The 13396-nt window shown below is 74.1% G+C and carries 12 protein-coding genes; 8 read left to right on the forward strand and 4 right to left on the reverse strand.

Annotation, left to right across the window (positions count from 1 at the left end; all coding sequences use genetic code 11):
* On the reverse strand, nt 1–973 hold a 973-nt coding region (locus BG452_RS17850; RefSeq protein WP_188305310.1), incomplete at its 3' end, for an ROK family transcriptional regulator.
* A gap of 90 nt (nt 974–1063) precedes the next feature.
* Here BG452_RS17850 and BG452_RS17855 point away from each other — a divergent pair.
* From BG452_RS17855 to BG452_RS17885, 7 genes are all read left to right on the forward strand, one after another.
* Nucleotides 1064–2293 carry an MFS transporter gene (locus BG452_RS17855; RefSeq protein ID WP_188305311.1) on the forward strand — a complete coding sequence of 410 codons (1230 nt, stop codon included), beginning with the start codon at nt 1064–1066 and terminating at the stop codon, nt 2291–2293.
* A 114-nt stretch (nt 2294–2407) separates the two neighbouring features.
* Entirely contained in the window at nt 2408–2947 is a 540-nt protein-coding gene (locus BG452_RS17860) for a HEAT repeat domain-containing protein (protein ID WP_188305312.1), read from the forward strand.
* Nucleotides 2948–3232: 285 nt separating this feature from the next.
* Nucleotides 3233–3961 carry a TVP38/TMEM64 family protein gene (locus BG452_RS17865; protein ID WP_317621107.1) on the forward strand — a complete coding sequence of 243 codons (729 nt, stop codon included), beginning with the start codon at nt 3233–3235 and terminating at the stop codon, nt 3959–3961.
* Nucleotides 3962–4025: 64 nt separating this feature from the next.
* Complete coding sequence (locus BG452_RS17870) at nt 4026–4541, forward strand: DinB family protein (protein WP_188305313.1); 516 nt, start codon at nt 4026–4028, stop codon at nt 4539–4541.
* Between the two features lie 273 nt (nt 4542–4814).
* Nucleotides 4815–5204 (forward strand): cell division protein SepF, encoded by a 390-nt coding sequence (locus BG452_RS17875; RefSeq protein WP_188305314.1) that lies wholly within the window; start codon nt 4815–4817, stop codon nt 5202–5204.
* A gap of 160 nt (nt 5205–5364) precedes the next feature.
* Nucleotides 5365–5991 (forward strand): TetR/AcrR family transcriptional regulator, encoded by a 627-nt coding sequence (locus BG452_RS17880; protein WP_223242366.1) that lies wholly within the window; start codon nt 5365–5367, stop codon nt 5989–5991.
* Nucleotides 5988–7559 (forward strand): MFS transporter, encoded by a 1572-nt coding sequence (locus tag BG452_RS17885; protein ID WP_188305316.1) that lies wholly within the window; start codon nt 5988–5990, stop codon nt 7557–7559. Before BG452_RS17880 ends, BG452_RS17885 begins: the two co-directional genes overlap by 4 nt.
* 67 nt (nt 7560–7626) lie before the next feature.
* Here BG452_RS17885 and BG452_RS17890 read toward each other — a convergent pair whose 3' ends face one another.
* The 3 genes from BG452_RS17890 to BG452_RS17900 all read right to left on the reverse strand — a co-directional run bounded on the left by BG452_RS17890 (nt 7627) and on the right by BG452_RS17900 (nt 12552).
* Nucleotides 7627–10092 (reverse strand): SpoIIE family protein phosphatase, encoded by a 2466-nt coding sequence (locus tag BG452_RS17890; protein WP_188305317.1) that lies wholly within the window; start codon nt 10090–10092, stop codon nt 7627–7629.
* Nucleotides 10093–10237: 145 nt separating this feature from the next.
* The gene (locus BG452_RS17895) at nt 10238–10858 is read right to left on the reverse strand and encodes a TetR/AcrR family transcriptional regulator (RefSeq protein ID WP_188305318.1); all 621 of its coding nucleotides are present in this window, start codon (nt 10856–10858) and stop codon (nt 10238–10240) included.
* Nucleotides 10859–10965: 107 nt separating this feature from the next.
* A complete protein-coding gene (locus BG452_RS17900; RefSeq protein ID WP_188305319.1) occupies nt 10966–12552 on the reverse strand; it encodes a 4-coumarate--CoA ligase family protein in 1587 nt (528 codons plus the stop codon).
* Nucleotides 12553–12776: 224 nt separating this feature from the next.
* Between BG452_RS17900 and BG452_RS17905 the strand changes: the two genes are divergently transcribed.
* A partial coding sequence (locus BG452_RS17905) for a hypothetical protein (protein ID WP_188305320.1) occupies nt 12777–13396 on the forward strand: 620 nt, incomplete at its 3' end.

The raw sequence follows: 13396 nt of genomic DNA on the forward strand, positions 1-13396 counted from the left end.
AGGGGACGTACATCGCGGCGGCGGCGTCCCGCCAGGCGGCGGTCTCCTCGGTGTCGACGCCGAGTTCGGCGGCCTCGCGGGGGTGGCGGACGGCGGCCTCGGCGGCGGGGGCGTCGTCGGCCGGGCCGACGGGCAGGGCGTGGGCGCGGGCGAGTGCGCACAGGGCGGCGCTGCCGACCAGTCCGTGGAAGCCGCCCTCGCAGCTGTCGGCGCTGGGCAGTCCGGTGGCGCCGGGGACGGGCAGGAAGCAGATCTCACCGGTGCCGCCGGAGAAGCCGCGGCGCAGCCGTCCGTCCAGGATGACGGCGGCGCCGACGCTGTGGCCGAGCCACATCAGCACGAAGGTGTCGCGGTCCCGGGCGGCGCCGATCCGGTGCTCGGCCCGGCCGGCCAGGTTGACCTCGTTCTCCAGGATCACCTCGGTGTCGGGCAACTCGCCCAGTGCGGTGAGGAGTTCGGCGTGCCAGCCGGGGAGCTGGCCGGTGCTGTGCAGCCGGCCGGTGGCGGGGTCGACCAGTCCGGGGGCGCCGACGGCGACGGTGTGCAGCCGGTCGACGCCGACGGCGTGGGCGGTCTCCCGCAGGGTGCGGACGATCGTGGCGGCGGTGTCGGGGGTTCCGGCGCCCTCGACCGGGACGTCGGCGGTGCCGAGGGTGCGTCCGGCGAGGTCGGCGACGACCAGGCTGACGCCGCCTTCGCGGACGTCGAAGGCGGCGAGGTGGGCGCGGGAGGCGACCAGCGCGTAGAGCCGGGCGTTGGGGCCGCGCCGCTGTTCGCCGCGTTCGCCGACGAGGGCGACCAGGCCGGTGCGCTGGAGGCGGTCGAGCAGGTCGGCGACGGTCGGCCGGGAGAGGCCGGTGAGGTCGCGCAGCTCGGTCGCGGTCAGCGGGCCCTGTTCGAGCAGGAGGTTGAGCGCCAGCCGGTCGTTGATGGCCCGGGCGGTGCTCGGCGTGGCCGTACGCACGGTGGTCATGGCCGGTCATCCTTCCAGAGCGTTTCTATCAGGGTCCCTTCCTGATAGTTTATCGAACCGTTCGGACCATCCGCCGGGAGGGAACGCCAGATGACCGCCACCACCCTCGAACCACTCGCCGAACCACGCCGCTCCCGACTGAGCATCGCGCTGGTCTTCGGCGTGCACGGCGCCGTCGGCGGCACCTTCGTCACCCGCATCCCGTGGATCCAGGACCGCCTGGACCTCTCCCCCGGGCAACTCGGCCTCGCCCTGGTGATGCCCGCCATCGGCTCCTCCCTCGCCATGCCGCTGGCCGGGCGCTTCGTCCACCGCTACGGCGGCCGGGCCGCCGTGCGCGGACTGGTCTCGCTCTGGTGCCTGGCCCTCACCCTGCCGGCGCTCGCCCCCTCGCTGCCCACGCTCTGCGCGGTACTGCTGGTGTACGGCGCCACGGCGGGCATGGCCGACGTCGCAATGAACGCCCAGGGCGTGGAGATCGAGCAGCGCCTCGGCCGCTCGATCATGTCCGGGCTGCACGGGATGTGGAGCACGGGCGGCCTGGTGGCCTCCGGCTTCGGCATCCTGGCCACCCACCTCGCCCTCGACGCCCGGCTCCAGCTGGCCGTCACCGCGCTCGTCCTGCTCGCCATCGCCCAGCCGGTCTGCCACGGCCTGCCCGACCTGCGGGCCCACGAGGAGGCCGAGGCACCGCCGCGCTTCGCCCTGCCGCCGCGCAGTTCGCTGGTGATCGGCCTGGTCGGCTTCTGCGCGGTGTTCGGCGAGGGCGCCTCGATGGACTGGAGCGGCGTCTACCTCAAGGACATCACCGGCGCCTCGGCCACCGTCGCCGCCGCCTCCTACACCGCCTTCTCGCTCACCATGGCTGTCAGCCGGCTCGCCGGGGACGCGGTGATCCGCCGGATCGGCGCCGTCCGCGCCACCCGGCTGGGCGGGGCGGTCGCCACCCTCGGCGGCCTCCTGGTGGTGGCCGCCAACACCCCGGCGCTGGCCATCCCGGGCTTCGCCCTGATCGGCGTCGGCGTCGCAGTGATCGTCCCGCTGGCCTTCGCCGCCGCCGGACGGATCGGCAGCAACCCCAGCCAGGCCATCGCGGGCGTCGCCACCGTCACCTACACCTCCGGCCTGATCGCCCCCGCCGTGATCGGCGCCCTCGCCCAGGCCACCTCGCTGACCGTCTCCTTCGGCCTGGTCACCCTGCTCGCCTTCGCCCTGCTGCTGGGCGCCGGGGCGCTGCGCCGCGCCGAGCCGGACTTCCCGGCGGGCAACACACCGGACAACACACCGGACAGCGCGCCGGACAACGCGACCGCGAGGTGACCGAGAAGCACCCCCGTAAGGATCCCGCCGCGATGTGGCCAACGGTTCCACCCGCTGCGACCCCGGGGTGAAATCCCTTTGCCCGCACGGGCGGTGCGGTTCGACACTGGGTCCATGCTCGGATTCGTCAGGACCGACAACGAAGCCCTCGTCAGCTGCCTCGGTGACCCCCAGCGCACCGTGGCGGCCTACCGGGAGCTGCTCCGCCGCGCGGACGCGGCGCTCGGCGCCATCCGGGCGGGGCTGTCCCACCACAGCGCGGCCGTCCGGGAGGGCTGCTGCCGGCTGCTGGACCACCTGGTCGACACCGAGTCGATGGGCCTGCTCATCGCCATGGCCGACGACCCGGACGCCGAGGTGCGGATCGCCGCGTTCCACGCCCTGGCCTGCGACCGCTGCAAGGGCGACACCTGTGCACCGGGCGCCGACCGGGTGCTGGAACCGGCCCTGCGACACCTGGCCGACGACCCGGACCCCCGGGTCCGCAACCGGGCCGCCGAGCTCGTCGGCAAGTTCGCCCACACCGACCCCCGGGCCGTCGCCGCCCTGCGGGCCTCCCACGCCCAGGACCCGAGCCCGGCGGTCCGCAAGAAGGCGGGCTGGTACGCCCCCGGCGGGACGATCTACGAACGGACCGCCCGGCGCCCCGGATAGCCGGCCGTCAGCTCTCCGACCGCCATCGATGCCGCCACTCCGCACCGCGCGGGCCGTCCGTCCGAGCCGGTCGGGCGAGGAGCGTGGCCGGCCCCGCCCAGCTGTGGGTCCAGCCGGGCCGGCGGTCGCGGGCCGCCATCGTGCCGATCGTGATCACCGGCGTCGACTCCCGACCCGGCCCCTCACCGGACACCCCACCCGGGCCCCACCGGACGCCCCACCCGGCACGGACCGAGCGCCCCCGGCACGGACCGGCCCGCGACCGGGACCGGTTAGGCTCGGGCGGTGCCCGCAGCCCTGACCACGCCCCCCGCGCCGAGCGCCACCGGATCCGCCGAGCCGGGACAGTCGCGCCCGGCCCGCTCGCCCTGGTGGCGGTTCGGCCTGCTGGTCCTGCTCCTGGGCGCGTGCGCGGGCTCGCTGCTGCTGTGGAGCCCGACCGACCTGCTCTCCGGCGGGCTGGCGGACCGGATGCCCGGCTACTGGTTCGCGCCGCTGTTCGCCCTCGTCTACGCCGTCGGCACGCTGGCCTTCGTCCCGCGCCCCGCGCTGAACGCCGTCGCCGGACTGCTGCTGGGCATCCAGCAGGGCGTGCTGCTCGCCGTGCTCGGCACCACCCTGGGCGCGGCCCTGGCCTTCGCCCTCGGCCGGGGCCTGGGCCGCGAGGCGCTGAAGCCCCACCTGCGCGGCAAGGTGCTCGGCGCCCTCGACCAGCGCTTCACCGAACAGGGCTTCCGCAGCGTGCTGGTGCTGCGGCTGCTCCCCGGCCTGCCGTTCCAGGCGGGCAACTACGGCGCCGCCTTCTCCGGGGTGCGCTTCCTCCCCTTCCTGGTCGCCACCGCGATCGGCGTGGTCCCGACCACCGCCGTGTACGTGGTCGCCGCCGCCAGCGCGGACCAGCCCGGTTCGGCGGCCTTCCTGGTCTCGGCCGGGGTGATCGTCCTGCTGGTGCTCGGCAGCCTGGTCGGCCTCTGGCGGGCCGCCGCCGCCCGCCGCCGGTCCCAGGCCGGCTGACCGGGTCCGCGCCACCCCGCAAATCGCTCGCACCGACGGCCCGCCGGTGGCGAGGATGGGTGGCATGACCGAACTCACCCCGCGGGTCAACCCGCCGATGGCCGCCGACGAGGCCGCCATGCTCACCTCCTGGCTCGACTTCCACCGCAGCACCCTCGCCCTCAAGTGCGCGGGCCTGACCGACGACCAGCTGCGGCTGCGCTCCGTCCCGCCGTCCACGCTCTCCCTGCTCGGCCTGGTCCGGCACATGGCCGAGGTCGAGCGGCACTGGTTCCAGGGCGTCCTGCTCGGCGAGGAGATCGCCACCGGCCACTACTGGACCGAGGCCGACCCTGACGGTGACTTCGACAACGTCGACACCGCCGACGTCGCCGCCGACTTCGCCACCTGGCGCGCCGAGATCGAGGGCGCCCGCCGGGCGTCGGCCGGTCTGCCGCTGGACACCGTCGGCAAGCGGCCGAGCCAGGGCCAGGAGGTGACGCTCCGGTGGATCCTCGTCCACATGATCGAGGAGTACGCGCGGCACAACGGGCACGCGGATTTGCTGCGTGAACTGGTGGACGGTTCGACCGGCGAGTGAAATCGTTTCCGCATTGTTGACAGAAGGTCAATTACGCGGTGACCGCTACCGATATGGTCTACGCGCGCAACCGTACGGCGCTGCGCCGCGTCGCTCTCTTTTGCCCGGGTCCGCCCGGGTTTCCGGCGCGGCGCGACTCGTACGGGGGCCGCGAGCGGGCACGGGACCGGTGAACAGTGCGATACTCGGACAGTTCCGACGAGTGGATGACGTGTCAAGAAGGACACCACCCACCCCCGGGGGACCAGACGGGACGAGGCAGGGAGGCGCGGCATGGGAGCACTTCGCGACGAGCACCACAACGGGTGGCTGATGCCCTCCGGGCACTACCCGGCCGCGGTGTACGACGACGAGTGGGTGGATGAGGAGACGATTCCCGTCCCCTCCCCCGCGAAGATCGTCTCCCTGCGGCCGACGGGCTTCGAGGCGGCCCGCACGGTCGGTGAGCACATCCGGGCGAGCACCCCGGTGGTGATGGACCTCACCGAGATGAACGAGGCCGAGGCCAAGCGGATGGTCGACTTCGCCTCCGGTCTGATCTTCGGCACCAGGGGGGGCATCGAGCGGATCGCCCGCCGGGTCTTCCTGCTCACCCCGGCGGACGTCGAGGTGATGGTGATCGACCGCCCGCTGGACGAGACCGGGTTCTACAACCAGAGCTGAGCACAGCGACACCGGCCACACGGCCCGCACCACCCCGACCGGGGACGGCACACCAGCCGTCCCCGGTTTTCGCTGTCCGGAGGCCGTCCGCCGGTGACGCAGATGAGAGCCTCACGATAATTCTGAGACACGGATGTCTCATCTGGACTACACTCGATGCATGGCCACCGACCGCGACACCGTTCTGGAAGCCGCCGTCGGCGTGCTGTCCCGCCGCCCCACCGCCCACCTGGACGAGATCGCCCGGGCCGCGCACATCAGCCGGGCCACCCTGCACCGGCTGTTCCCCGGGCGCGACGCCCTGATCCGCGAGGTCGGCCTGCTCGGCCTGCGACGCTTCGCCGCCGCCCTGGACACCGCCGCCATCGAGGAGGGCGACGCCGAGGCCGCGCTGCGCCGACTGGTGGACGCCGCCGTCCCGGACGCCATGCTCTGCGCCTTCCTGGCCGGCGAGAACCAGCTCTACGAGAACGACGACATCAACGACCTCTGGGAAGTCCAGATCGAACGGCTGCACGCGCTCTTCCTGCGCGGGCAGCGCGAAGGCGCCTTCCGGATCGAGCTGAGCGCCGCCTGGCTGAGCGAGGCCTTCTTCGACCTGGTGGCCGGCATCGGCTGGGCCATCCAGGACGGCCGGCTCGCCCCGCGCGACGCCGCCTTCTCGCTCGCCGAGCTGTTCCTCGGCGGCGCGCTGCGCCGGCCGGACGCCGCTGCCTCCGCGACTCCCACCCCCCTGAGCCCCACCCACAGCACCTCGGACCGGAAACCGGAAACCGATACACCATGAGCAGTACCCCCGTCCTGACCGCCCGCCAGCGCTGGACCGGCCTCGCCGTCCTGGTGCTGGCCGTCACCGTGGTCGCCCTCGACGCGACCGTGCTCTCCCTCGCCATCCCCTCCATCAGTGAGACGCTGCGCCCCAGCGGCACCCAGCTGCTCTGGATCGGCGACTCCTACTCCTTCGTGCTGGCCGGCCTGCTGGTCAGCATGGGCGCCCTGAGCGACCGGATCGGCCGCAAGAAGCTGCTGCTGACCGGCGCCGCCGCCTTCGGCGCCGCCTCGCTGCTGGCCGCGTACGCGCCGGGGCCGGGCTGGCTGATCCTGGCCCGGGCACTGCTCGGCGTCGCCGGCGCGACGATCATGCCCTCCACCCTCTCGCTGATCCGCGGCCTCTTCCCGGACGACCGGGAGCGGGCCACCGCGATCGGCATCTGGGGCGCGGCCGCCACCGCCGGCGCCGCGCTCGGCCCGGTGGTCGGCGGGCTGCTGCTGGAGCACTTCTGGTGGGGTTCGGTGTTCCTGCTGAACATCCCGGTGCTGCTCCTGCTGCTGGTGTCCGGCGCGTGGCTGCTGCCGGAGTCCAAGGACCCGAAGCCGGGCCGCTGGGACGTGCTGAGCGTGGTGCTGTCGCTGGCCGGTGTGATCGGCGTGGTCTACGGGATCAAGGAGGCCGCCGCCCACGGCGTGGCCCGCTGGGACGTCCCGGTCACCTTCCTGCTGGGCGCCGCCGCGCTCACCCTGTTCGTCCGCCGCCAGCTGCGGCTGGAGACCCCGCTGCTGGACGTCCGGCTGTTCCGCGACCGGCGGTTCACCGCCGCCGTCACGGCCTCGCTGATCTCGCTGGTCGGCCTGTCCGGCGTGATCTTCGTGGTCTCCCAGTACCTCCAGCTGGTGCGCGGCTACGAGCCGCTCCAGGCGGGTCTGGCGGAGCTGCCGGCCTTCGCCGGCTCGGTGGCCGGCGGGCTGCTCACCGCCCGGATCGCCCGGCGGTTCGGCGCCCGCAAGACGCTCACCGCCAGCCTGCTGGCGATGGGTCTGGCCGCGGGTGCGCTGGGCTGGCTGCAGCAGGACACCACCTACCTGCTGCTGGCCGTCTCCTTCCTGGTCACCGGCACCGCCGAGGGCGTGGTCTACACGCTCGGCGCCGACCTGGTGCTGACCGCCGCGCCCGCCGACAAGGCCGGGGCCGCCTCGGCGGTCTCCGAGACGGCGTACGAGCTGGGCACCGCGCTCGGCATCGCGCTGGTCGGCTCGGTGGTCGGCTCGATCTACGCCGGCGGGCTGGCCGTCCCGGCGGGCGCCTCCCCGGAGGTCGCCGCCCGGGCCGGGGAGTCGCTGGGCGCGGCCGTGGAGACGGCACGCGGGCTGTCGCCGGAGGTGGCCCAGCCGCTGCTGGCGAGCGCGAAGGACGCCTTCGTGCACGGCATGAACAGCGCCGGGCTGCTGGCCGGGGTGCTGCTGGTCGGTGCGGGCGTCCTGGCCTGGCTGCTGCTGCGCGGGCTGTCCGCGCCGACGGCGGCGGCGGCCGAACCGGTCCCGGCCGTCGAGCCGGAGCGGCCGCAGGTGCCCGTGTGAGGACACGCCCACAGGGCTGAGAACGGCCGTTCCCGATCCGGGAACGGCCGTTCTCGCGGTTCGGGCCTCAGGAGGCGCCGAAGGGCAGTTCCAGCTCGGCCCAGACCACCTTGCCGTCCCTGGTCAGCCGGCTGCCCCAGCGCTGGGCCAGCTCGCTGACCAGGAACATCCCGCGCCCGCCCTCGTCCTGTTCGGCGAAGGGGCGCAGCTGCGGGGTCTGGCCGCCGGCGTCGGAGACCTCGACGGTGAGCACCCGGTCGCGGAACAGCCGCAGCCGGCGCGGTGCCTCGGCGTGCAGCAGGGCGTTCGTGACCAGCTCGCTGACCAGGAGTTCGGCGTAGTCGGAGAGCGCGTTCAGGCCCCAGGCCTCCAGGGTGGCGCGGGTGAAGCGGCGGGCCTGGCCGGGGAGCTTGCCGCCGCCGGTGAGCGGGAGGGTGGCGATCCGGTCGGCGGGCACCGGCAGCGCCCGGGCCATGATCATCGCGATGTCGTCCTCGGTGCCGTCGGTGACCAGCGCGCTGATCACCGCGTCGCAGCTCTCCTCCAGCGTCCGGCCGGGCCCGGCCAGGGTGCGGGTGAGCAGGTCGATGCCGTGGTCGAGGTCCTGGCCGCGCCGCTCGACCAGGCCGTCGGTGTAGAGGGCGAGCATGGCGCCCTCGGGGAGGGTGAAGCCGATGGACTCGAAGGCGACCCCGCCGACGCCCAGCGGGACGCCGGGCGGCACCTCGATCCTGCGGGCGGTGCCGTCGGTGCCGACCCAGACCGGCGGCAGGTGCCCGGCCGAGGCGACCTGGATGGTGCGCTCCAGGGGGTCGTAGAGGGCGCAGATGCAGGTGGCGAACTGGCCCTCGCCGATCCCCGACGCGGTTTCGTCCAGCCGGGTGAGGACCTGCTCGGGCGGCAGGTCCAGGGTGGCGAGGGTGCGGGCGACGGTGCGCAGCTGGCCCATGGTGGCGGCGGCCCGGATGCCGTGGCCCATCACGTCGCCGACCACCAGGGCGACCCGCCCGCAGGACAGCGGCACCACGTCGAACCAGTCGCCGCCGACCTCGCTGACCACGCTGCTGGGCAGGTAGCGGTAGGCGATCTCCAGGCCGAGGGTGCGGTGGATCTCCTGCGGCAGCAGGCTGCGCTGGAGGGTGAGGGCGGTCTCCCGCTCCCGGCGGTAGAGCCGGGCGTTGTCCAGGGCGAGGGCGGTGCGGGCGACGAGTTCCTCGGCGAGCGCGACGTCGGCGTCGTTGAAGGGCTCGGGGTTGCGCATCCGGATGAACTCGGAGCCGCCGAGCACCATGCCCCGGGCGGTGATCGGCACCATCAGGTACGAGTGGATGCCGGCCGCCATCCCGGGGGCGACCCGGTCCTCGCTGGACACCAGGCCGCGCAGCACCTCCTCGTCCACATGGGCGCGCAGCAGCGGGCGCCCGCTGCGCAGGCACTGGGTGTAGCTGCGGTCGGGGGCGTACTCGGAGGTCTCGCCGACGACGTCGACGGCGTGGGCGAGGCCGGTGTCGTAGTTCTCCCCGACGGCGACGGCGCGCAGGGTGACGGTCCGGTCGGCGAGGATCGGGGTGGGCTCGGCGCCGCGCAGGACCGGTTCCAGCAGGTCGACGGTGGCGAAGTCGGCGAACCGGGGGACGACCGCCTCGATCAGTTCCTCGGCGGTGCGCTGGAGGTCGAGGGTGGTACCGATCCGGGCGGTGGCCTCGGCGATGGTGGCCAGGCGCTCCTGGGCGCGGGCGGCCCGGGCCTCGGCCTGGAAGCGCTCGGTGACGTCGATGATCGAGGAGCAGACGCCGAAGACCCGGCCGGTGGAGTCCTCCAGCCGGAAGTAGGAGGCGGACCAGGCGCGGTCCCGCTTGGGGTCGCCCGGGACGCGGCCGTGCGAGCGGGCGTCCACCACGGGCTTGCCGGTCTTGAGGACCTGCCGCATGGTCTGTTCGATCTCGGCGCCGTTGATGCCGGGCAGGACGGCGGATATCCGTCGGCCGAGGTGGGCGGCGACCGGGACGCCGTTCATCCGGGCGAGGGCCTCGTTGATCCGGACGTAGCGCAGGTCGGTGTCGTACACGGCCATGCCGATCGGGGAGCGGCCGAAGATGCCGTCCAGCACGGCGAGGTCGGCCTCGATGGCGTGGACGGCCCGGGTGTCCGAGGCGGTGGCGAGCAGCAGCAGGGTGCCGGAGGGCCCGGCGATCGGGTAGGTGCGGAACTCCAGCTCGACCTTGTGGCCGTCGCGGTGGCGGACCGGGAAGACGAAGGAGGTGTCGGTGCCGGACAGGATCCGCTGGAAGATCGCGAGCACGTCGGCGCGGTCGCTCCGGTCGGTGAGCAGCTGGGCGGCGTAGCTTCCGACGGCCTGGTCCGCGGTGTAGCCGAGCAGGGCCTCGGCGTCCTCGCTCCAGTGCAGGATCAGGCCGTCGCCCTGGACCAGGACCGTGGCGAGCGGGACGAGGCGGTGGCCCTCGGGGCGTGCGGGGCCACTGTCCGGTACGGGGCCGGCGGCGTCGGTCGCGTCCCACTCGTGTCTGTGCATTCAGGCAGCACCCCGGTTCGGCTCGTGCCCGGCCGGGTGGGCCTCGCGGTCGGTGCCGGCCGGGTTTCTTCTCCAGACTGCACGGACATCGGCCGCCCGGCGACCCCTTGGTCAGGGGGCGTCCGGTCGCTCGGTTGTACGGGCGTCATGGGCGTACCGGCCGCAGCGTACTCTCCAGAACGCCCGCCCACTGCCGGATCACTCCGGAACGTCGAAGGCTGTCGTCGGTGAGCAGGTTGGCCAGGCCGAGGCCGCGGGCGAGGTCGAGGGTGGCCTGCACCGATTCGCGCACGCCCGGGCGGGTCTCGTCGGCGTCCAGGAACTCCACGGCGGCCCGGTGGGCCTCCCGGCCGACGCGGCCCTCCAGGGCGACGATCCGCTCGCGCAGGCCCTCCTCGGTGGCGGCGGCGGTCCACAGGTGCAGGGCGGCGCGGAACAGCGGGCCGGTGTAGAGGCGGACGATCATGTCGACCACGGCCCGGGTGCGGTCGGGGCCGGCGGCCGGCAGTTCGTCCGCATGGGCGCGGACGGCTGCCAGCCGCTCGGCGGTGACCTGCTCGACGGCCGCGGTGAAGAGGTCCTCGCGGGTGGGGAAGTGGTGCTGGGCGGCGCCCCGGGAGACGCCGGCCCGTTCGGCGACAACGGTGACGGTGGAGCCCTGCCAGCCGAGCTCGGCCAGGCAGTCCACGGCCGCCGCGAGCAGCCGGGCCCGGGTCGCGCGGCTACGGTCCTGCTGGGGGGTGCGGACGGCGGGCTGGCTGGTCATGGCGGGTGGCAGTTCCTGTGTCGATGGGGTCTGTTCCGGTCGGGGCCCGGCGGGTCGATCCTCACAGACCGGCCGCGGTCCTCGGCCGCCGGGGGTGGGGCCCGGGGTCAGCGGGAGGCCTCGCGGGCGCGCAGTTCGCGGCGGAGGATCTTGCCGGCCGCGGACTTGGGGACGGCGTCCACGAACTCGACCGCGCGCACCTTCTTGTAGGGGGCGACGTGTCCGGCCACGTAGCCGGTGACCTCCTCCGCGGTCAGCTCGCTGCCCCGGGCACGGACCACGAAGGCCTTGGGGCACTCCGTCCCCTCCGCGTCCCGGACGCCGATCACGGCGGCGTCGGCGATCTGCGGGTGGCCGAGCAGCACGGCCTCCAGTTCGGCCGGGGCGACCTGGTAGCCCTTGTACTTGATCAGCTCCTTGACCCGGTCGACGACGAAGAGGTAGCCGCGCCCGTCGACGTAGCCGATGTCGCCGGTGTGCAGCCAGCCCTCGGCGTCGACCATGGCGGCGGTCTCGGAGGGCCGGCCGAAGTAGCCCTTCATCACCTGCGGGCCGCGGATCAGCAGCTCGCCCTGCTCGCCCGGCCCGAGGTCGTCGCCGGAGCCGTCCAGGGCGATGACCCGCAGTTCGGTGGAGGGGACCAGCCGGCCGACCGAGCCGGGCACCGGGTCCTGCTCGGTCGGCGAGACCACGTGGGTGACCGGGGACAGCTCGGTCATCCCGTAGCCCTGGAGCAGGTGGGGCAGGCCCAGCCGGCGGGCGCAGGCCTCGGCGAGGTCCTGGTCCAGCGGGGCGGCGGCGCACAGCAGGTACTCGACCGAGGAGAGGTCGAAGCGCTCCACCACCGGGTGCTTGGCCAGGGCGAGGACGATCGGCGGGGCGACCACCAGGCCCTGCACCCGGTGCCGCTCGATCGCGCCGCAGAACTGCTCCAGGTCGAAGCGGGGCAGGACGACCACGGTGGCGCCGCACCGCAGCGGCTGGTTGAGCAGCGCCGTCAGGCCGTAGATGTGGAAGAAGGGCAGCACGGCGAGCACCCGTTCGCCCACCGAGGGGCGGTAGAGGGCGTCGGTCTGGGCGAGGTTGGTGGCGATCGAGCGGTGGGTGAGCATCACGCCCTTGGGCAGGCCGGTGGTGCCGCTGGAGTACGGCAGCACGGCGACGTCCTCGCCGGGGGCGATGGCGGGCTCGGGGGCGGGGCCGGTGGCGGCGAGCAGGTCGGCGAGCGAGGGGTGGCCCTCGGCGCCGTCCAGCACGATGACCTGGGTCAGCGGGCGGCCGGCGGCGGCGAGCAGCTCGGCGGCGGCCCGGGCGGTCGGCAGGAACGGGGAGACGGTGATCAGCCAGCGGGCGGCGCTGTCCCCGAGCTGGCCGGCCAGTTCGCCGGGGGTGCTGAGGGAGGACACCGTGGTCACGGTGGCGCCGGTCCGGCTGGCGCCGTAGTAGGCCATCGGGTAGACGACCGAGTTGGGGCTGAACAGGGCCACCACGTCGCCCTGGCGCACCCCTGCCTCGGCCAGTCCGGCGGCGACCCGCTCGACGGAGGCGGCGAGCCGGGCGTAGCTGACCTCCTCGCCGGTGAGGCCGTCGATCAGGGCCGGCCGGTCGCCGTACCGGGTGGCGGCCTCGAGTACGGCGTCATGGATCGGCAGGTCGACGACGGGGACGTCCGGGAACTCGCTACGGAACACCAAGGTATGCCTCCAGTAAGGAAGTTGACGCGGCAACTAATCCGGCGAGACGGGGTGGAACGGGGCGCGTTGAGGAGCATACGGACAGTCAGGGCGGAGGCTGGGCCATTGTGGGGAACCCGGGGTGGAGCACGCGTGGCACAGTTGCTCCGCAGGGTGCCCGCCCGGACGGTGTGCACCACGGCCGCCCGCCCCCGGGAGCGGCCCCGGACCCTGGAGCAACCCCCGTGAGACCCACCTCCGCCACCCTGCCGTCCGCCCGCCGTCTGCTCGCCGCCGCCAGCGTCGCGGCCGTGCTCACGCTCGGCGGAGCCCCGGTCGCCTTCGCCGCGCCGGGCGACAACGGCGACGTCAAGGTGCACGACAGCACCACACTGGTGACCGACCGGCGGGACGACCCGAAGGTCTGCAGGTTCTACCTGGACGCCTTCAACTTCGACACCGTCCAGCAGGTCAACTGGACCATCGAGCAGCAGCCGCCGACCGGCACCGCCCAGGTGCTGTCCGGCTCCATCACCCTGGTCGGCGGGATGGGCGCCACCGGCCTGTTCACCCTCCCGGACGGGCACTACAAGCTCGACTGGACGTTCGTCGGCGAGAACGGCAGCGCGAAGCACAAGGTCTTCGACGTCTCCTGCGCCACCTCCTCCCCCTCGCCGTCCACGTCCCCGAGCCCCTCGCACTCGCCGTCGGTCTCCCCCGGCCACTCGCCCGGCGCCACGCCCAGCGGCGGCCCGCACGGCGGGGTCGGCACCGGTGGCGGCGGCACCTCCGGCGCCGACACCGCCGAGGTGCTCGGCGGTGTCGCGCTGATCGTCGGCGCGGGCGGCCTGGGGATCCGCGCGAT

The sequence above is a fragment of the Streptomyces sp. CBMA123 genome (assembly GCF_014596465.1).
GTDB lineage: Bacteria > Actinomycetota > Actinomycetes > Streptomycetales > Streptomycetaceae > Kitasatospora.

Excerpts from the sequence above, each read along its gene's own strand:
- BG452_RS17855 (WP_188305311.1), top strand. The coding sequence starts at position 1,064 with ATGACCGCCACCACCCTCGAACCACTCGCCGAACCACGCCGCTCCCGA.
- BG452_RS17860 (WP_188305312.1), top strand. The coding sequence starts at position 2,408 with ATGCTCGGATTCGTCAGGACCGACAACGAAGCCCTCGTCAGCTGCCTC.
- BG452_RS17870 (WP_188305313.1), top strand. The coding sequence starts at position 4,026 with ATGACCGAACTCACCCCGCGGGTCAACCCGCCGATGGCCGCCGACGAG.
- BG452_RS17875 (WP_188305314.1), top strand. The coding sequence starts at position 4,815 with ATGGGAGCACTTCGCGACGAGCACCACAACGGGTGGCTGATGCCCTCC.
- BG452_RS17880 (WP_223242366.1), top strand. The coding sequence starts at position 5,365 with ATGGCCACCGACCGCGACACCGTTCTGGAAGCCGCCGTCGGCGTGCTG.
- BG452_RS17885 (WP_188305316.1), top strand. The coding sequence starts at position 5,988 with ATGAGCAGTACCCCCGTCCTGACCGCCCGCCAGCGCTGGACCGGCCTC.
- BG452_RS17890 (WP_188305317.1), bottom strand. The coding sequence starts at position 10,092 with ATGCACAGACACGAGTGGGACGCGACCGACGCCGCCGGCCCCGTACCG.
- BG452_RS17895 (WP_188305318.1), bottom strand. The coding sequence starts at position 10,858 with ATGACCAGCCAGCCCGCCGTCCGCACCCCCCAGCAGGACCGTAGCCGC.